Below are 19,312 nucleotides of genomic sequence, written 5' to 3' on the forward strand. Positions count from 1 at the left end.
TATGAATATGTTGCGTTTCATGAGAAATAAGATTCTAATACCATCATTAATACTACTTGCCCTTGCTTCTTTCTTTTCTTTCAAATATGTAAAGTCTGACGAAGAAGCTAAAGAGCGGAAACAACTTGTATTACAAACAGTAATAAGTGCATTAGAAAAAAAGCACTTTGCAGCAAGAGATATTGACGACAGCCTATCGTTGAAAATCTATAAGAAAAACCTATCCATGTTAGATTATGAGAAAAAGTTTTTCACACAAAAAGAGATCAACACACTTAGTGAGTACCAATTTTTAATTGACGACCAAATAAAAGCTGGCTCTATAAAATTCTTCACGGTATTGAACCAACTTTACAACCAACAAATAAATGAAGTTGAAAAATACTACCCTGAGATTCTAAGTAAACCTTTTGACTTTTCTAAAAAAGAAGAAATAACACTGAGTGGAGATGATCTAAAATTTGTTAGTGATAACGCTGCTTTAAAAAAACGCTGGACAAATTATCTGAAATTCAGAACATTGAGCAGATACGTTGACTTAAAAGAAGAACAAGAGAAAAGAGTTAAGGACAAAGACACAAGCCTTAAAGTTGTAAAAACAGATGCAGAGCTGGAAAAAGAAGCCAGAGAACTAATAGAAAAAAGCCAAGAACGTTATTTCAAGCGTTTAAAAAAGCTTGATGAAGACAGACTTTTTACTGTATTTATCAATACAATTACCAACAACGAAGACCCTCATACTGATTACTTCCCTCCTAGAGATAAAAAACAATTTGATATAGCAATGTCAGGTACCTTCTACGGTATTGGTGCACAGCTTCAAGAAAGTGAGGGCAGTATAAAGATCACGCTAATAATACCTGGTAGTCCCTGCTGGAAACAAGGAGAACTAAAAGCAGGAGATGAAATAATTAAAGTAGCACAAGGAGAAGAAGAGCCTGTAGATGTAAGAGGTTACGATTTACAAGATGCTGTAGAGATCATAAGAGGAAAAAAGGGCACAGAAGTAAGACTTACTGTTAAGAAAGTAAATGGTGCTATTAAAGTAATACCTATTATAAGAGATGAGGTATTGCTAGAAGAAGGTTTTGCCAAATCTGCTATTATAAAAACAGGCAAAGACGAGTCTATAGGCTATATATACCTACCATCCTTCTATGCAGATTTTCAAAGAATAAATGGCCGTAGGTGTGCGGAAGACGTAGCTATAGAAGTACTTAAACTGAAAAACTCAGGAGTAGACGGCATTATATTAGACCTAAGAAATAATGGAGGCGGCTCACTAAGCGATGTTGTTGAAATGACAGGTATATTTATCGACAAAGGCCCTATTGTTCAAGTTAAAAGTAATGGCGCACCACCATCTACCTATGAAGACAGACAAGCTGGCTCTATCTACGATGGGCCACTTGCTATAATGGTCAATCAAGGTAGCGCTTCTGCTTCTGAGATAATGGCAGCTGCATTACAAGATTATAAGCGTGCTATCATTGTGGGCACACCTACATTTGGTAAAGGTACGGTACAACATATCATGTCCTTGGATCAGTTTTTAAGTGTCTCTGACAAGATCACAGCAAAAACAAAGGGCAATTTACTATCTGAAGAAAAACTAGGATCCTTAAAACTTACAGTACAGAAGTTTTACCGTATCAATGGTGGATCTACACAACTTAAAGGAGTAACTCCGGACATCATACTACCTGATGCTTACCAACATATTGATGTTGGAGAGCGCAGCAATGAGTCTGCACTTAAATGGGATGTAATACCTTCGGCTGACTACGTTACAGTAGCCAACCCTGTTCCTGTAAAACAACTTGCCCGCAAAAGCAAAGAGCGTATTAGCAAAAGTGAAGCTTTTGAAATAATAGAAAAAACAGCAGATAGAATAAAAGCACAGCAAGACGACAAAACATATGCACTTAACGAGACAGATTATAAAGCTGAACTTAAAGAGGCAAACGAAGCCGTAGAGCGTATGGATAAGCTGGAAGAAATGAGCAAAAAACTGGATGTAGTAAACATAAAAGAAGATTTACAAAAGATAAATCTTGACAGCAATACTATTTCTAAAAATGAAACTTGGATAAAGAACCTAAGCAAGGATATCTACATAGCAGAAACAGTCAATATCATTAATGACATGAAGCAACTTAACATGAATGTTAGCCTTGGCGAAGGGAAAGCCATAGACTAATTAAATATATAAACTATATAAAAGAAAAGCCCTGCAATTGTAGGGCTTTTCTTTTAAGGTGTATATTTACGGGTTATTCAATTAACTTTGCACTCAAAAAGCAAATATTGCGACATTATTACTTCCATATTGTTCTAGTAACACTACTATCAATACCGTCGATAGCTAGTGCGCAAAGTGACAGTACAACTAGTATTGTAGCAATAAAACCCGACACAACACTTAAGCTTAGTAAAAAAGAGTTTGTACCCAACCCTAAAAAGGCAGGCATGTATTCTTCTATCATGCCGGGACTTGGCCAAATATATAATCGTCAATACTGGAAGCTACCCATAGTGTATGCTGGAGTTGCCGCAGCTGGCTATTTTATACAATCTAACTTAAGCCAATACCGCACCTACCGTAAAGCTTACATTTACCGTATAGATAATGACCCTAGTACGGTAGATGAGTTTGCAGGTAGATATAGCGAGCAGGATCTAAAGTCTTTACAAGATGGCTTCAGAGGGTACTTAGACATAACTGTATTAGTTACAGCAGTAGGCTACAGCTTGCAAATATTAGATGCCGTAGCATCTGCTCACCTAAGAAACTTTGACGTATCTCCTAGCATATCTATGCAAATGCAACCCGTAATACAACCCAACTATATAGGTGCAGGGTTAGTCGTTAACTTTAAGTAATGAAATATTATATTCTTGCGCTTACTTTCATTTAAGCTATAGCAAGTTTAACTTTACAATATGCTCCATAGCAAACCAAAAGAAGACAATTACAAACACAAGGGACTGAGAAGCAAACTTGTAGACCTACTTAGAGAAAAAGGTATCAAAAGCGAACAGGTTTTAGCCGCAATAAATACTATCCCAAGACATTTTTTCTTAGACCCAGCATTCGAACGTATTGCCTATGAAGACAGGGCATTTCCTATTGTTGCCGACCAAACCATATCTCAACCATATACTGTAGCATTACAATCTCAGCTACTGGAAATAAAAAAATATGACAAGGTACTGGAAGTAGGTACAGGTAGTGCTTACCAAGCGTGTGTACTTGCCGAGCTAGGTGCTATGGTATACTCTATTGAGCGTCAAAAAGCGCTCTACGACTTTGTCAACGACTTTTTCTTTATTAATAACTACCCTTACCTAAAGCGTTTCTACGGAGATGGTTACCTAGGCCTTCCTACGTATGCACCTTTCGACAAAGTAATAGTAACTGCGGCAGCTCCATATATCCCTCCAAAACTTGTTGAGCAATTAAAGAATGGAGGTATTATGATAATACCTGTTGGCGATGACAAAGGTCAGGAGATGATAAGGGTAACTAAAGATGCTGACGGCAATGTAAAAGAAGAAGTAATGGGCAAAGCAGACTTTGTGCCAATGCTAGAGGGCAAAAATAAATAGCCTACTTTTTTATCGCATTAAGGTTTCTTTGAATCCCTACATATTTAGTTCTCTTTAGTGGTGATTTTTTAAAGACTTTTCTAAAAGTATCTTCTGTCATTTGCTGCCACTCTGCAAGAGACAGGTCTAACACTTCCCTTACAGGCTCAAAATAAGGTTCATGATGTGGCTTTGAGAATCTATTCCAAGGGCATACATCTTGACAGATATCGCAGCCAAACATCCAATCTTTCATTTTACTATGATACTCTGTTGGTATCAGCGCATCTTTAAGCTCAATAGTAAAATAAGAGATGCACTTACTTCCATCTACTTCGGTTGGTGATACTATAGCATCGGTAGGGCAAGCGTCAAGACATCTCGTACAAGTACCACAGTGATCAGTTTGGAAAGGTGCGTCTTCTTCCAGTTCCAGATCGCTTATCAAGGTTGCAATGAAGAAAAAAGAACCCGACTGCTTGGTGATTAAATTCGCGTTTTTACCTATCCACCCCAGCCCACTTCTCTGCGCCCAGCTACGCTCCAATACAGGAGCACTATCTACAAAACCTCGCCCTTCTACTTCGCCAATATTTTCTTTAATAAATGCGAGTAACTGATTTAACTTATCCCTTATTACAAAATGATAATCTATACCCCATGCATACTTCGCTATTTTAGGTGCATCATTACTTTGTTTTTGTTCTGGATAATAGTTGAGTAATAATGTAATTACTGATTTTGCACCAGGCACTAGTTTAGCGGGATTGGTACGGAGGTCAAAATGATTTTCCATGTACTTCATAGCACCATGATGCCCATTCTTCAACCATTCTTCTAAACGTCTTGCATCTTCATCAAGAGGTATAGCTTTGGCAATACCACAACTATCAAAGCCCAACCGTTGAGCTTCTTGCTTTATAAGCATTGTGTATTTGCCTATGTTATTCAACACTACAGTTCTTTAAGTTTCACACCATGCATTTGAGACAACTTCCCTACAGCCTCGTCATAAAAAGCCAATGGCACACCTGCAATCACATTGCAAAACAACTGCAAATCTTGTTTATATATAGTTGCTTCACCTTGCTTCAAAATATACAACACCTCACCCATAAGCGGGTAGTCAAAATCCAATTCTACCTTTTTCTCAATCCATTTTTCTATTATTGTTGCGACTTGTAATGCTTCTGCCGTTGCTGTTTTGTAAGCATTGATCAGTCCCGGCACACCTAACAAAGAACCACCAAAATACCGAACCACCACAACCAATACATTAGTCACCTCCGAACTATCTATCTGCCCAAGCATGGGCTTACCTGCACTACCAGAAGGTTCGCCATCATCAGCCGCCTTATAAATATTACCATCAGTACCCAGCCTGTAGGCTACACAATGGTGTACTGCTTTAGGGTGCTCTTTCTTTAGTTCTTTTACTTTCTCTTTTATTTCTTCAACAGTATTTACAGGATAAGCAAAGGCAAAAAACTTACTCCCTCTATCTCTAAACTCCCCTGTAGTAGGAGCCTCTATAGTTTTATATTTTGTAACACTATCCATAAGTATTTGACAATACTATTAACAAGATAGACAATGCAGATAAAAGAATACCTACAAACCTATACTTGGTAAACTCTTCTTTAAAAAATATGATGGCGATAATAGTAGACAACAATAAAATAGCAATATTATTTACAGGTATTATTGCCGAGCTCTCTAATACATCAACATTAAACAAACGAACCAAATAGAATATGGAAAAGAAATTGGGCACTCCCAAAACAATACCTGCTAGTACGTTTTTATAACTCAACTTAGTTCTACCCGTCACAACATTATATACCACAGCTACACTACCTAACATGGCAGCCATGAAAAATATATGAATAGTAAAAGAGGCTTGTATGGAAGCATGACTAAGATAAGTATGTTCCATATACTTCATGATCGTATCAAGCGCACCACTTAGAAAAAAGATAGACAAGGGAAGTACAAAACTTTTTGATAATCCAATGCGCTCTCCTTTCTTTTTTACAGTCAAGTAGATACCGGGAATAGCTAACAGTACACCTACAATCTTCAACGCAGTTACACTTTCGTTATACAATACAATAGATATAATAACGGGTATAACCAGTGACAACTTGTTGGAAATAATAGTAGTCGTTATCCCTTCCTTCTTAGTGCTATAGGCCAAGAGGTTGAACATAGAAATAAACAAGACACCCAAAAACAAAACCCACCCCCACCATGGCTCTTCAACGCTTTTAGCAGAAATAGGCAAATGTCCTAAATACAGACTTCCTGTAACAACACACACCCAATAATTGACAACTATTGCCTGTAGATTATTTACACCATACTTAGGAAAAAGTTTGAACAGTGTAAACAAAAAAACATTAAGAAGAATAACAGCTATTAAGTAAAACATTACAAGCTCCACCCCTCCCTGTAGACAAATGGATTATCAATATTTGCGGATACGGTTAAGCGATCTTCACCAATGCTTGTAGTATATAGTCGCTTTTCATTTCGTAACTGTGGAGCTTTTATCCCATCCGATATATTATCATTCCCCACAAACACTCTTGCTTCATGCCATAATCCTGTTTCAATAAATTGATTTAGCAGTTTTGCACCTCCTTCTACTATTAAAGATTGGATTCCTTCCTTTACTAATAGTTGGCAAATCACCTTGGGCAGGTCACTACCTTCCTCTATTTTTTTATAAATCAAATTGCCTTTCTCTTCTTCTTGCTCACAGTTTATCACCCAGGTTTTAGTCTTACTGTCAAATAGCTTATGCGATTGAGGGAGTGACAAATCTTTATCGATAACTATACGCAATGGATCCTTCCCCTTCCATAACCTCGCTGTAAGGCTGGGATTATCATGTAATGCCGTATTGTAGCCTACCAGTATTGCCTGCTCCTCCGTTCTCCATTTGTGAACCAATTCCATGCTTGATGCACCTGTTATTTGCGTGCGGGTATAATCAGCAGGAGCAATAAAACCGCTTCGCGTCTGCGCCCACTTCAATATCACATAAGGCACCTTCTTTTCCATAGCGGTAAAAAACCTCCTGTTCAACCACAACCCTTCTTCTTCCAATACTCTTGACACGACTTCCACGCCAGCTTGCTCTAATATCTTTACACCACCACCATTCACTTTGGGATTGGGGTCAATATTGCACACCACTACTTTTTTTACAGATTCCGCAACCAGTCTTTCAGCACAAGGTGGCGTATTGCCATGATGTGCACAAGGTTCTAGACTAACATACATCGTACTTTGAGAAATTAAGCCTTTATCCTCCTCTTTTACACTTGCTAAACAATTCACCTCTGCATGTGCTTGTCCATACTGCTGGTGCCAGCCCTCTCCTATTATACGGTCATTGTACACCAGCACTGCACCTACCATAGGATTGGGTGCTACACACCCCTTACCCTGCTTTGCAAGCTCTAGACAACGCTTTATATATTGCTCCTGTATTTGCATTATTGAGCACAAAAGTAACTAAAGCCAAGCATACCTCTAGCAAACCATAGAGTAGATTATATTTGCATAGTGCAAACACTACTCGCAGCATATAATAGCCTGAAAGAGAGCTTATTGACCATCTATAATGATGGTGAAGCTAGCTTTATTGCCCATGAGATCATGGAACACATTACGGGTTACAACAAATTGCAGCGCCTTACTAAAAAAGAAGAACATTTTACCATAGAACAAGAAGCAGCATATACTAAGTGTTCTAAACAGCTTCTTACAGGTATACCCATGCAATATGTAATAGGTCATACCTGGTTTATGGGACACAAGTATATTGTCAACTCAAATGTTCTCATACCAAGACCTGAAACAGAAGAACTTGTACAACTAATAGCAGATGATTGGAAAAACAAGCAGGACATAACTATTTTAGATATTGGCACAGGTAGTGGATGTATACCTATTTCCCTAAAGCAGTTATTGCCTCAAGCTAACGTAAATAGCTGCGATGTGAGTGAAGGAGCTTTATCTACAGCACAACAAAATGCTGCTGCGCTCAATACCGACGTCAACTTTATGTTACTAGACTTTTTAGACGAAATAAAGCAGGCAACACTTAAAACCTATGATATAATCGTATCCAACCCTCCATACATCCCTGTTGAGTATAAAGAGCAGATGGATAGTAATGTAAAAGACTTTGAACCTGAGGTTGCCTTGTTTGTGCCTAATAATGACCCATTGTTATTCTATCGTGCAATTGCAATATTTGGTCAAAAATACTTAACTCCTCAAGGAGCCATATACTGTGAGCTACATGCCGACCATGCCCTAGCAACAGAGCAGCTATTCTTAGAGATGGGCTATAAGCATGTGACTATAAAAAAAGACATGCATGGGAACTTACGTATACTAAAAGCACAGTAATAAAAAAGCCCCTGCATTTGCAGAGGCTTCATAACTAGTTAGAATATTTTAAGAAGGGAGTTCACCTACCATATCTTCAGGTCTTACCCACTCATCAAACTCTTCGGCAGTTACATAACCTAATGCTATAGCTGTTTCTTTCAAAGTTTTACCTTCTCTATGCGCAGTTTGTGCTATTTCAGCTGCTTTGTAGTAACCTATCTTAGTATTTAAAGAAGTCACCAACATCAATGAATTATTCAAGTGGTTCTTGATATTTTCTGTGATCGGCTCAATACCAACAGCGCACTTATCGTTAAACGCCACACAACCATCACCTATCAATCTTGCACTGTGAAGGAAGTTGTATATCATCATTGGCTTAAATACGTTCAGTTCAAAATGACCGTTAGCACCACCAACGTTAATAGCTACATCATTACCCAATACCTGCGCAGCGATCATAGTCAATGCTTCACACTGTGTAGGATTCACTTTACCCGGCATGATTGAAGAACCAGGCTCATTACTTGGTATTGATATTTCACCGATACCACTACGAGGACCAGAGCTTAGCATACGAATATCATTAGCTATCTTCATTAAGCTAACAGCTACAGTTTTCAACGCACCATGCGCTTCTACTATTGCATCGTGCGCAGCAAGACTTTCAAACTTATTTTCTGCTGTAATAAAAGGCAAACCTGTAAGCTCAGCGATCTTAGCAGCTACTTTTTCAGAATATCCTTCAGGAGTATTGATACCTGTACCTACGGCAGTACCACCTAGTGCTAATTCAGAAAGATGAGGCAATGTATTATTGATAGCTTTTAAACCATGATCTAGTTGAGATACATAACCACTCAACTCTTGACCCAATGTCAATGGCGTAGCATCCATAAAGTGAGTACGACCGATCTTCACCACATGCATAAACTCTTTAGACTTTGCAGCCAAAGTATTACGTAGCTTCTTGATACCAGGAATGGTAATATCTATTAATATCTTATAAGCAGCAATATGCATTGCTGTTGGGAATGTATCGTTAGACGATTGAGACTTATTCACGTCATCGTTCGGGTGAATAAACTTTTCTTTATCGGTAAGGCTACCACCATTCAATACATGCGCACGATAAGCTATTACCTCGTTATTGTTCATGTTCGATTGTGTACCGGAACCTGTTTGCCATACTACTAGTGGAAATTGGTCATCCAACTTGCCTTCCAATATCTCATCACATACTTTGGCGATCAAAGCTGACTTTTCTGCAGGCAATACACCACAGTCGGTATTTGTCAAAGCAGCAGCTTTTTTCAAATAAGCAAAACCACGCACAATTTCCATTGGCATCTTGTTCGTGTCTACTGCAATTTTGAAGTTTTCGATAGAACGTTGTGTTTGCGCACCATAATAAGCATCTTTAGGCACCTGAACCTCACCCATTGTATCTTTTTCTATACGATATTCCATATATAGTTTTTTATTATTAACTAGATTTTAGCGCTGCAAAGATATTAAATGCTGCTCGATACTCGAAGAAGTATATTATATATTGTAATTTTGCCACGTGAAATACGGTTACCTAACGTTTATTACTATCGCAATCGCTACACTGTCTCTATTCTCATTTGCAGAAAAAGAAGAAGTAACTACAGAAGAGCAGCTGGGACAACTTTTATTCTTCGACCCTATACTGTCTGAAGACCATACCATAAGTTGCGCATCTTGCCATAAGCCAGAGCACGCTTTTGCAGACACTGGAGCTTTTAGCATAGGCGTTCATGGGCGTGTAGGAACCCGAAACACACCATCTGCAATGAATGTAGCATCTAGAGAAGCCCTATTTTGGGATGGACGTGCTGCAACTCTGGAAGAGCAGGCACTAGGCCCAATTGAGAACCCTGTAGAGATGAACCTATCTCTGACAGAAGCTATTGAAAGGCTAAATAACAGCAAATACAAACAGCTATTTTTAAAGATATATAACGAGCTACCCAACAAAGATAATCTTGGCGCCGCCATAGCTGCTTTTGAAAGAACATTAGAGACCGCCGACACACCAAATGACCGCTGGCTAAATGATGAATCGGGTGGACTAACGCTACAACAAGAAAGAGGAAGAGAGGTCTTTATGGAAAAAGGGAAATGCTTCGAATGCCACTTCACTCCTGACTTTACCGCTGATGAATTTAAGAGTATAGGGTTATTTAATGGTACAAAGTATAATGATTCAGGAAGGTTTGCTACAACGCACAATCATGATGACATTGGAAAATTCAAAGTGCCTGGATTAAGAAATGTAGCTATAACTGCTCCATATATGCATGATGGCAGCATGAAGACACTCCGCGAAGTAATAGACTATTATGACCAACCCATAAAAATGTTACCTGACGGAATCGGTAGAGACAGTTTAGTATCTACACCGCTCAACCTAACGGAACAGGAAAAGCAAGATCTAGAAGCATTTTTACACTCACTTACTGACGATAGATTCCTAAAAAACAATTAGGTCTATTAATATAAGTAGTTATTTTTAGGGTATAATTTAACTACTTATGAGACACCTATTATTAACTGCCCTGTCGGCTTTATTACTAATGAGTATTGGCATCCCCGCTGCTGCTCAAATCAGTAACACAGAATATAGCACGCCCTTTGAAGAACCCCCTGGAGGAAAAAAGAAGCTTTTACAGTTAGAGAATGGTAATACATTCCTATTCTATTTTACCTATAAAAAAGGTATTGAGATCACCGTTTATGGCAAAAACAGAAAAGTGATTGCCACCAACCAGCTTACCAGCAATTTGTGGGATCCAAAAAAAATGAAGGCCTCAAAGATTGTTGGTATCTATGAAATTGACAAGCAACCTGTACTTTTCATCTACCAAGTACTTGACAGAATACCCACTCTTTTCAGAGTAAAAATAAATGCTCAAACTGGCAAGCTTGATGGCGAAATGAAAATATGCACATTACCAAAGCTAAAGAGCGGATCTGCTTGGGCAATGGCTTACGGAGGCGTAAAGGCACCTGAATTTTATGTAGAGAAAGACCCCAACTCTGATAACTATGCAGTAGTAAACTTCAACAGCTTTGCTGGAGAGAGCGACGAACGTGTTGAGGTAATTCATTACAGCATTGTTGATGGCAAACATAAAAGAGTAAGCCAAGCATTCTACGACACACAAGGATTTAAATATCTTAACTTCTTAGGTATGGTGGTAAAAGGTGATGAAAGTATATTCATCACTACTTATGGCTACAACACTAAAAAATCGGGAGGAAAAGATTCCCGACTTATCATATCTCGCCTTAATGCCGGAGAAAAAGAATTTACTAATAAAAAACTCGAGTTCTCAGACGATTTTAAAGAGACTTCTGCAATACTACAATACAATCTTGGATCTAAAGCGTTACAATTGTTAACCCTAACCTACCTTAAAAACAAAGGTGGAATGAAGTATTTCGTTACGCTAATGAGCTATATAGACCCTCAATCTCTTTTCATTGTTTCTACAAAACCAATACTAAATGTAAAGGCTAGTGAATACATGGAAAGAAACTATGGAGATGCAAAAGGTAACAATGGGAAATTTATAGGATTGCCGCAAACAGCCGTTATCAATAGCGATTTCTCAACAACCATTCTTTTTGAAGAAAACACACAAATCATCACTTACAACTCTTCAGGAGCCATTGTAAGCGCCCAAACAGCACTAGGCAAGATAGCAGTTACACAGCTAGACACCAAGGGCAATGAGCAAGAAGGCATGGCTATTATCAAAGCTCAAAATGGAGCTGGGCTAATCGATGAGTTTTATGTAAAGAGAAAAACTAAAGGCATATTTAACCTTACAGGATTAAATGCAAACAGTGAATTTGTCTCATTTGACTATATCAGTTCAAAAAACAACAACTACATATTGTACAACGATTATGTAGAAAACTTCGACGATGACAAAAGCACTATAAAGCGCAAGAACATGGTTAGGGTAAGTGAATCTAATACAGTATTACACAAGTTGAAATATGCAGGCTACGACAAGTTCTATCTATTTGGCAGACCAGCAAATGACAACTTTTCAACCTTTAGTTTTATTGAGTCTTCTCATTTTCAAAAGAGTACTAGCACATATGCTACTTTAGTAATAAAAAGAGAAAAAAGAAAGAAAGAAGCACATGTAGCTTGGGTTAAACTAGACTAATAAGATAAGCATCATTCTAAATAAAGTCACTCTATGAGTGACTTTATTTTTGCTCATATATATCCAAAAAATAGAACCCTGCACTATCCTTTTGGTTTTGATAATGCGTATGTACTACTTCACCTTTCTCTAGCCCAATAGCACTTGAAAAATAAGGAGCATAATATACAAAACTGTGAAACTCACCATTCTCGCCACATGGATCAACCCCTTCGGGCAAATCATTCATAAAGGATCGATCGACCTTTCTACCTAAGAACTCCTTACCCAATACACTACCATCTACACATATAACAGTTGCATCAATACCAACTTCCTCTATTATAGAGATCAACGCTCTTGTATCTTTTTTCCAAAGAGGGAATACAGCCTTCAAGCCTATTGTTGATAGCTGTTCTTCTCTATATTTTTTTAAATCCTCTAAAAATATATCGCCAAAGGCTGCAGCTTCTACGCCTTTATCCACAAACCCTGTTAATGTTTTGCTCATATATGTGCTATACACATCATGACTGGGCGAGGGAGGCAACTCCAAAGTTGTGATTGGCATGTTCATCCTATCAGCCTGAGTTAATAGTAACTCCTTTCTCACACCATGCATTACGACTCTATCCTTTTCCTGATTAACGGTTGTTAGCAAAGAAGACACATTATATCTATCATCATTTTGCAAAGTATAATATGCCAATGCTGCATCTTTGCCTGAACTCCAATTCAATATTGTTTCCATCCTGTTATATAGTTCTTACCTTTAAAGATAATTGCAAAACTAAAACTAATATTATGGGTAATGCTGTAATTACAGGCGGCACACAGGGAATTGGCAGAGCTATGGCGGAAGTGTTATTGAAAAATGGCTTCTCTATAGCTATTTGTGCCAGAAACAAACAGGATCTAGAGCTAATAAATAAAGAATGGAGCAACGCATACCCAGAAAGTACTATCATTACCTATCAGGCAGATATCTCTAAAAAAGAAGAAGTCCTTTCGTTTGCTCAACATTGCATTGATATATTCTCAACCATTGACATTTTAGTAAATAATGCCGGACAATTTATACCCGGGAACATATCAGACGAACCAGAGGGTAGACTCGAATCATTAATGGATGTAAACTTATACAGTGCCTATCACCTAACCAGAGCATTATTGCCTCAAATAAAAAAACACATATTCAACATATGTTCGGTAGCCAGCCTCAAAGCATACCCTAACGGGGGTGCATATAGTATCACTAAATATGCACTATTAGGCTTTTCAGAAAACCTTAGAGAAGAGCTTAAAAATGAAGGCATTAAAGTAACATCGGTGTGCCCGGGAGCTACTAATAGCAGATCTTGGGAAGGTAATGAAATAGACCCTGAAAGAATAATGAATGCCAAAGATGTAGCAGATATGATGTGGGCTGCTTATAATTTATCTGCCAAGGCAGATGTCGAGCTATTGGTACTGCGCCCTCAACTAGGGGACCTATAATGTTTTTTAACGTTTTTTTATCCCATCAGAACTAGTGTTGCGCTTCAGTAAGTGATATTTTTACATGTATTGAAAATGATGCACAAAAGACAAACATTACGGATATTTATCATATCGGTACTAATCTTATTGGGTAGCTTTAATGCTATTGCCCAAGAGGTAGTCTTTTACCTACAAGCCGGTGCCGACAAAATGGGTATTGAAGATCAAATGAATATTCAATACACCATTAAAAACGTTTCAGGCGTAAATAGTGTTACACCTGACAAAAGCATACACGACAACTTCAATATCCTAGGCGGGCCTTACTCCAGTACAAGCTCTAATATTTCAGTGATCAATGGCAACATGACCAGAAGCATGAGCTTGAGTATTACCTACGTAGTACAACCCAAAAAGAAAGGTACATTAACAATACCAGAAGCCATTGCTGTAGATGCCTCAGGAACAAAATACAAGTCGAACTCTTTAAAAGTAGAAGTTGTTGATGGTAGTATAGCTCGCCAACAGCAACAACAAAGACAACAATATTACGATGACCCCTTTGAAGCTCTAAGACAACAAAGGCAAAGACAACTGGAAGCTTTAAGACAAAGACAGCAACAACTACGTCAACAGCAAGGGCAACAACAGCAACAAGGAAATAATGAGATCGCATCTCAAGAAGACCTTGATAAAAATTTATTTATCAAAGTAACTGTTGACAAAAATGATGTTTATGTAGGGGAACAAATAACTGCCACATATAAGTTATATGCTCGCATTCCAATGAATGCCAGTATTTCTAAGCTCCCTTCTTTAAATGGTTTTTGGACTCAAGACTTTGACATACCGACAGGAAGAGATGTAAAGCCCGTAACTGAAATGTATGATGGTAAGGAATACCAAGTATTTACTTTAAAAAAGTCAGCACTTTTCCCTCAACAAACAGGCACACTAGAGCTTGATGCGGCAGAAGCAGACGGTGTAGCTCGTATCATACAGAAGTCTCAAGGGCGAGATCCTTTTTTTGATGAAGCTTTTGGTAGTCTGTTTATGGACGATCCTTTCTTTAACGACGCCTTTTTTGGGGGCAGTGTGTATAAAGATGTAAAAGTGAAGCTTAAAAGTAAGCCTGTAAAAATAAACGTACGCCCTCTACCAATAGAAGGTCAGCAGGAAAACTATGGTGGTGCTGTCGGCGATTTTACAATTAGTCAAAGTATAGACAAAACTGAGATAACTACTGATGGCGTTACCAACCTGAAGTTGGAAATAGAAGGCAGCGGCAATCTAAAATTGATAGAAGCACCTCAACTATCTCTACCCAACGGACTATCGAGCTACGAGCCACAAATATTAGATACGATAACGAGCAGAAGTACCACCATAAAAGGGAAAAAAATAATCACCTATACTATAACACCAGAAATCCCCGGTAGTTATAAAATACCAGGTGTTGTCTTTTCTTATTTTGATACAAAATCGAACGAATATATTACTGACACTACAGAACCAACAATCATAACTGTAACTGCGGGCAAAAACTACACCGCACCTGTAGTAGCAACTAAAAGCTACATAACAGACCTACATAATAATACCACAGAAGAGCTTGATGACACCAAAAAAGGAAGGCCATTATTGACCTCTGTAGGCTATTGGTCATTACACGCAGTACCAGTACTTGCATTTATTGGAGTTATACTTTGGAGAAGAAGAGAAGATGAACTCTCGCAGAACACATTATTTCATCGTAGCAAAAGAGCCAACAAAGTAGCACTAAAACGTTTAGTAACGGCAAAGAAATTAATGGAAGAACAGAAGCGTACTGCTTTCTATGAAGAAGTCTCAAAAGCGATATGGTTATACCTAAGCGACAAGCTTCATATCCCTTTATCAAGTTTATCAAAAGACAATGTGTTTGATGTACTTAACAAATACAAAATAGACACTACCCTTCAGCAAGATGTAGACAACATAATCAATGAATGTGAAACATCTCTTTATTCGGGTAGCAACACTAACAACGACATGCAGAACGCTTACCAAAAAGCCGTTACTGTTATTAGTAAACTAGAAGAATCTTTTAAAGCATGACGAAATTCACAATAATTGCTTTTCTGCTTGCACTAGTTTCTACATCAGTTTTTGCTACTAGTGACAATAATGCCAAATGGGATACCGCTAATACACTTTTTAATAACAAAGCTTATGATAGTGCCAGAGTATACTACGAACAATTGGCCCAAGATCATGAGTCTGCAGCATTGTATTATAACTTAGGCAATACCTATTATAAACTCAACAAGGTGGGAAAAGCTGTGCTTAATTATGAGCGTGCTTTGAGAATAGACCCTTCAAACAGTAAAACACAAGACAACCTATATCTTACTCAAACTAGAATAGCTAATAGAATACAAGCTACTGAGCGTATTTTCTTTATTCGATGGTGGCAAAATATTACACATGCGAGTCATGCTACATTATGGGCAATACTAGCATTAATAATTTTTGTAAGTGTTCTTATTATACATATACTCAAGAAGCTGAACATTATATCGTTTAATATTCCACAACAGGCTACAGTGGGAGCATTAGTTATTTGGCTACTTTTTTTAACATTCTCCATATTTGCTACTGATAATAAATACTATAGCCAGCAAGCTGTTGTAATGGAAAATAATTCTTCTTTTAAACAACAGCCTGATGCCACAAAAAACTCGAGCCTTATACCAGAAGGTACTAAAGTATCTATTGAGCAACAAAAGGGTTCATGGTTAGAGGTTATTTTGCCTGATGGCCGCAAGGGCTGGATGCCAGCAGAAGTATTGACAAAAATATAGGCAATTACATTTCTTTTTTGTTGGTTTGCATCATGGTATACTGGGTAACGCCGCCTTGGTGGTTAAAAGCTTATTATCCTCAACTGATATGGCGCATGCCAGATGAGGATGCTGTCTACCTGACATTTGATGATGGACCACACCCTAGTATCACTACTTTTGTGCTAGATCAACTTAGTGCAGCCAATGCCAAAGCAACTTTTTTTTGTATTGGTAAAAATGTAGACGAGCATCAGGATGTATTTAACAGAATAGTAAAAGAAGGGCACACTACAGGTAACCATACTCACAATCACTTCAACGGATGGAAACATAACACTAAAGATTACCTATCTAACATTACTAAAGCCGCCGAGCATATAGATAGTAAACTATATAGACCCCCCTATGGCAGGATAAAGAAAAACCAGATAACACAACTACAAACTTCTTCTCCGCCCTATAACATATACATGTGGGATGTACTCAGTGCTGATTTTGACATAAAAACATCCCCTCAGAAATGCCTGAACAATGTACTTAATCATATAAGACCTGGCTCTATTGTAGTATTTCATGACAGTGAAAAAGCATGGGATAGAATGAGCTATGCATTGCCCAAAGTATTGGAATACTGCAAGGAGAAAAACTGGAAAATGAAAGGATTACCAAAATAGGATCATGTACATAGATACACATACCCATATATACGACGAACAATTTGATGTTGATAGAACACAAATGCTAGAAAGAGCATTTGATGTTGATGTTAAGAAACTATATATGCCTAATTGTAATAGCCAAACAATAGAAGGCATGATGAAACTTGCTAAAGAGTACCCTGACAATTGCTACCCTATGATGGGGTTACACCCCTGCTATGTAAAAGAAGATTACAAAGAAGAGTTAGAGATAGTTTCATCATGGTTAAAAAAGGAACGCTTTTCAGCTGTAGGAGAAATAGGACTTGATTACCACTGGGACTTAACTTTCAAAGAGCAGCAAATAGAAGCCTTTAACCAACAAATAGATTTGGCATTACAATACGACCTTCCTATTGTTATACACAGCCGCTCCTCTACTCAAGACTGTATTGATATTGTAAAACAAAGACAAAATGGAAATCTAAAAGGTATTTTCCATTGCTTTGGCGACACAATAAAAGAAGCGCAACAAATCATCGACCTAGGGCTGCATATAGGTATCGGAGGAGTTGCTACATTTAAGAACAGTAAACTATCTGAAGTAATAAAACAAGTAGACATTAAACATATAGTTCTGGAAACAGACGCTCCATATCTTGCTCCTACTCCATATAGGGGCAAGCGTAATGAATGCAGTTACATTCCCTTAATAGCAGAAAAGATAGGCGACATTAAAGGCATAAGTGCTAAAGAAATAGGCAATATCACGACACAAAATGCTTTAAATATTTTCAGTAGTTAAACAAGTTCATTTTGTTACCTTTGCTCATCATTTTAGGAGAGGTGCTCGAGTGGTTGAAGAGGCACGCCTGGAAAGTGTGTATGCGGGCAACCGTATCGAGGGTTCGAATCCCTCTCTCTCCGCTGAAATCATAAAAACGTCTGCAAGTATTTCTTACAGACGCTTTTTATTTTAAATATACTTTATACTCTCCTTGTTTAGTGACCATGTCCACCCTCGTCATCATCACTATTCTTCAATTTTGCCAATAACACGTATCCACCGTTAACTACAACATTACTGTCTTGACCAATACCTTCTGACAAAGTAACCGCTGCAAACCCTCTATCTATAGATCCTATAGAAGCTTTAACCATTTTATAGTGATACATCTTACCTGAAGTACCCTCCTCTACAAATACATAATCTTCCCCTTCAAATCTTATGATGGCCGATTCTGGCAACGCATATACATCTGTAGCATTCGTTTCTATATACGCCTTTAAGAACATACCCGGCAACAACTTAACATCTTCATTATCTAAATGACAATGCACGAGTACTGTACGTTCTTTACTTATTTCTCTACCTATAAGATGCACTACCGCACTACGCTCTTCTGTTTCGTTAGCTAGTTTTAATCTCACAGACTGCCCTTCTTCTAACCTCGATATATCCTTTTCAAAAACTGTTAACTCTACATGCAAATGCTCAGTGTTAACAATTCGAAAAAGCACATCTTGAGGCGAAACATACTGTCCAACATTAACATTCACTTTAGTAATATAGCCACTTATAGGAGCATAGACATTAATTGTACTGCTGATCTCTCCGTTCTCAATAGACGAAGGTTTAATGCTCATTAACTTAAGCTTGCTTTCCAGCCCTTTGTATCTTGCCTGTAGAGATAGAAAACTAGCTTTTGCTTGTTGCAATGTTTTTTCCGAGTTTACTTTTTCTTCCGCCAGTTGCTTTTGTCTATTATATTCTTTTACAGCAAACTCATATTGGCCTTTAACATCAAGATAGTCTTGTTGTATTTGAACATAATCTAAGTTTTCCAACACTGCTATCACTTGCCCTTTTTTCACGTAAACACCTTCTAGCAAACTCGTTCTTTTTACAAAACCTGCAAGAGGTATGGAGACACTTACCATTTGCTGCGGAGGAACATCTAACTTACCGTTTGCTACAATTACATTTCCCATTTTACGTGTGGTAACTTTATCAGTTTTTATACCTGCCGAAGAATACTGCTCTTGAGTGAGTGTAATTTCATCTGCTATTGTTTCATGATGCTCGTTAGCAGTGTGTTCTTCTTTATTACTACTATTACCATTATTGCACGCCATAAATAACAAAAGCGGCAATATTGATAATATAAACTTGAATACTTTCATCTTT

At 37.8% G+C, this 19,312-nt stretch carries 18 protein-coding genes and 1 tRNA gene; 12 read left to right on the forward strand and 7 right to left on the reverse strand.

Features of this window, described 5'->3' with window-relative positions; translation table 11 throughout:
* The first annotated feature begins 19 nt into the window (after positions 1–19).
* From R2800_06715 to R2800_06725, 3 genes are all read left to right on the forward strand, one after another.
* A complete protein-coding gene (locus R2800_06715; GenBank protein MEZ5016725.1) occupies positions 20–2,200 on the forward strand; it encodes a carboxy terminal-processing peptidase in 2,181 nt (726 codons plus the stop codon).
* Positions 2,201–2,307: 107 nt separating this feature from the next.
* Positions 2,308–2,883, forward strand: coding sequence for a DUF5683 domain-containing protein (locus R2800_06720; GenBank protein MEZ5016726.1), 576 nt, complete (start codon positions 2,308–2,310; stop codon positions 2,881–2,883).
* Positions 2,884–2,943: 60 nt separating this feature from the next.
* Positions 2,944–3,609 (forward strand): protein-L-isoaspartate(D-aspartate) O-methyltransferase, encoded by a 666-nt coding sequence (locus R2800_06725; protein ID MEZ5016727.1) that lies wholly within the window; start codon positions 2,944–2,946, stop codon positions 3,607–3,609.
* Between the two features lies 1 nt (position 3,610).
* On the opposite strand, the gene queG is transcribed toward R2800_06725, so the two are convergent.
* Genes queG through ribD form a run of 4 tightly spaced genes read right to left on the reverse strand, consistent with a single transcriptional unit; the run spans position 3,611 to position 7,092 of the window.
* Entirely contained in the window at positions 3,611–4,543 is a 933-nt protein-coding gene (queG, locus tag R2800_06730) for a tRNA epoxyqueuosine(34) reductase QueG (GenBank protein MEZ5016728.1), read from the reverse strand.
* Positions 4,543–5,148: a YigZ family protein gene (locus tag R2800_06735; GenBank protein MEZ5016729.1), complete on the reverse strand. Its 606-nt coding sequence runs from the start codon at positions 5,146–5,148 to the stop codon at positions 4,543–4,545. The genes queG and R2800_06735 overlap by 1 nt, the downstream gene beginning before the upstream one ends.
* Entirely contained in the window at positions 5,141–6,019 is an 879-nt protein-coding gene (locus R2800_06740) for an EamA family transporter (protein ID MEZ5016730.1), read from the reverse strand. Before R2800_06740 ends, R2800_06735 begins: the two co-directional genes overlap by 8 nt.
* Positions 6,019–7,092, reverse strand: coding sequence for a bifunctional diaminohydroxyphosphoribosylaminopyrimidine deaminase/5-amino-6-(5-phosphoribosylamino)uracil reductase RibD (gene ribD / locus R2800_06745; GenBank protein MEZ5016731.1), 1,074 nt, complete (start codon positions 7,090–7,092; stop codon positions 6,019–6,021). The genes R2800_06740 and ribD overlap by 1 nt, the downstream gene beginning before the upstream one ends.
* Positions 7,093–7,161: 69 nt before the next feature.
* Between ribD and prmC the strand changes: the two genes are divergently transcribed.
* Positions 7,162–8,013 (forward strand): peptide chain release factor N(5)-glutamine methyltransferase, encoded by an 852-nt coding sequence (gene prmC, locus R2800_06750; GenBank protein ID MEZ5016732.1) that lies wholly within the window; start codon positions 7,162–7,164, stop codon positions 8,011–8,013.
* Between the two features lie 48 nt (positions 8,014–8,061).
* On the opposite strand, the gene fumC is transcribed toward prmC, so the two are convergent.
* A complete protein-coding gene (fumC, locus tag R2800_06755) occupies positions 8,062–9,465 on the reverse strand; it encodes a class II fumarate hydratase (protein MEZ5016733.1) in 1,404 nt (467 codons plus the stop codon).
* Between the two features lie 97 nt (positions 9,466–9,562).
* Between fumC and R2800_06760 the strand changes: the two genes are divergently transcribed.
* Together R2800_06760 and R2800_06765 are read left to right on the forward strand one after the other, a co-directional pair.
* Complete coding sequence (locus tag R2800_06760) at positions 9,563–10,507, forward strand: cytochrome c peroxidase (protein ID MEZ5016734.1); 945 nt, start codon at positions 9,563–9,565, stop codon at positions 10,505–10,507.
* A gap of 46 nt (positions 10,508–10,553) precedes the next feature.
* Entirely contained in the window at positions 10,554–12,203 is a 1,650-nt protein-coding gene (locus R2800_06765) for a hypothetical protein (GenBank protein MEZ5016735.1), read from the forward strand.
* 43 nt (positions 12,204–12,246) lie between these two features.
* Here R2800_06765 and R2800_06770 read toward each other — a convergent pair whose 3' ends face one another.
* Positions 12,247–12,933, reverse strand: a complete 687-nt coding sequence (locus R2800_06770; protein ID MEZ5016736.1) for an ATP-binding protein — start codon at positions 12,931–12,933, stop codon at positions 12,247–12,249.
* Positions 12,934–12,986: 53 nt separating this feature from the next.
* Here R2800_06770 and R2800_06775 point away from each other — a divergent pair, with 53 nt between their 5' ends.
* The 6 genes from R2800_06775 to R2800_06800 all read left to right on the forward strand — a co-directional run bounded on the left by R2800_06775 (position 12,987) and on the right by R2800_06800 (position 18,051).
* The gene (locus R2800_06775) at positions 12,987–13,679 is read left to right on the forward strand and encodes an SDR family oxidoreductase (GenBank protein ID MEZ5016737.1); all 693 of its coding nucleotides are present in this window, start codon (positions 12,987–12,989) and stop codon (positions 13,677–13,679) included.
* Between the two features lie 75 nt (positions 13,680–13,754).
* Entirely contained in the window at positions 13,755–15,758 is a 2,004-nt protein-coding gene (locus R2800_06780) for a BatD family protein (GenBank protein MEZ5016738.1), read from the forward strand.
* Complete coding sequence (locus tag R2800_06785) at positions 15,755–16,504, forward strand: tetratricopeptide repeat protein (protein MEZ5016739.1); 750 nt, start codon at positions 15,755–15,757, stop codon at positions 16,502–16,504. The genes R2800_06780 and R2800_06785 overlap by 4 nt, the downstream gene beginning before the upstream one ends.
* 32 nt (positions 16,505–16,536) lie before the next feature.
* Positions 16,537–17,160 carry a polysaccharide deacetylase family protein gene (locus tag R2800_06790; GenBank protein MEZ5016740.1) on the forward strand — a complete coding sequence of 208 codons (624 nt, stop codon included), beginning with the start codon at positions 16,537–16,539 and terminating at the stop codon, positions 17,158–17,160.
* Positions 17,161–17,164: 4 nt separating this feature from the next.
* Positions 17,165–17,929, forward strand: coding sequence for a TatD family hydrolase (locus R2800_06795; GenBank protein MEZ5016741.1), 765 nt, complete (start codon positions 17,165–17,167; stop codon positions 17,927–17,929).
* A gap of 35 nt (positions 17,930–17,964) precedes the next feature.
* Positions 17,965–18,051 (forward strand) — tRNA-Ser (locus tag R2800_06800).
* Positions 18,052–18,126: 75 nt separating this feature from the next.
* Here the strand turns inward: R2800_06800 and R2800_06805 are convergent.
* On the reverse strand, positions 18,127–19,308 hold the full coding sequence (locus tag R2800_06805) for an efflux RND transporter periplasmic adaptor subunit (GenBank protein ID MEZ5016742.1): 1,182 nt from the start codon (positions 19,306–19,308) through the stop codon (positions 18,127–18,129).
* Between the last annotated feature and the right edge of the window lie 4 nt (positions 19,309–19,312).

This window comes from Flavipsychrobacter sp., assembly GCA_041392855.1.
Classification (GTDB): Bacteria; Bacteroidota; Bacteroidia; order Chitinophagales; family Chitinophagaceae; genus UBA5543.

What these genes read in the sequence shown, in the direction of transcription:
- fumC (MEZ5016733.1), bottom strand. Translation starts at nt 9,465, where the DNA reads ATGGAATATCGTATAGAAAAAGATACAATGGGTGAGGTTCAGGTGCCT.
- R2800_06770 (MEZ5016736.1), bottom strand. Translation starts at nt 12,933, where the DNA reads ATGGAAACAATATTGAATTGGAGTTCAGGCAAAGATGCAGCATTGGCA.
- R2800_06715 (MEZ5016725.1), top strand. Translation starts at nt 20, where the DNA reads ATGAGAAATAAGATTCTAATACCATCATTAATACTACTTGCCCTTGCT.
- ribD (MEZ5016731.1), bottom strand. Translation starts at nt 7,092, where the DNA reads ATGCAAATACAGGAGCAATATATAAAGCGTTGTCTAGAGCTTGCAAAG.
- R2800_06785 (MEZ5016739.1), top strand. Translation starts at nt 15,755, where the DNA reads ATGACGAAATTCACAATAATTGCTTTTCTGCTTGCACTAGTTTCTACA.
- R2800_06805 (MEZ5016742.1), bottom strand. Translation starts at nt 19,308, where the DNA reads ATGAAAGTATTCAAGTTTATATTATCAATATTGCCGCTTTTGTTATTT.
- R2800_06740 (MEZ5016730.1), bottom strand. Translation starts at nt 6,019, where the DNA reads ATGTTTTACTTAATAGCTGTTATTCTTCTTAATGTTTTTTTGTTTACA.
- R2800_06775 (MEZ5016737.1), top strand. Translation starts at nt 12,987, where the DNA reads ATGGGTAATGCTGTAATTACAGGCGGCACACAGGGAATTGGCAGAGCT.
- R2800_06725 (MEZ5016727.1), top strand. Translation starts at nt 2,944, where the DNA reads ATGCTCCATAGCAAACCAAAAGAAGACAATTACAAACACAAGGGACTG.
- R2800_06735 (MEZ5016729.1), bottom strand. Translation starts at nt 5,148, where the DNA reads ATGGATAGTGTTACAAAATATAAAACTATAGAGGCTCCTACTACAGGG.
- R2800_06765 (MEZ5016735.1), top strand. Translation starts at nt 10,554, where the DNA reads ATGAGACACCTATTATTAACTGCCCTGTCGGCTTTATTACTAATGAGT.
- R2800_06795 (MEZ5016741.1), top strand. Translation starts at nt 17,165, where the DNA reads ATGTACATAGATACACATACCCATATATACGACGAACAATTTGATGTT.
- R2800_06790 (MEZ5016740.1), top strand. Translation starts at nt 16,537, where the DNA reads ATGGTATACTGGGTAACGCCGCCTTGGTGGTTAAAAGCTTATTATCCT.
- R2800_06780 (MEZ5016738.1), top strand. Translation starts at nt 13,755, where the DNA reads ATGATGCACAAAAGACAAACATTACGGATATTTATCATATCGGTACTA.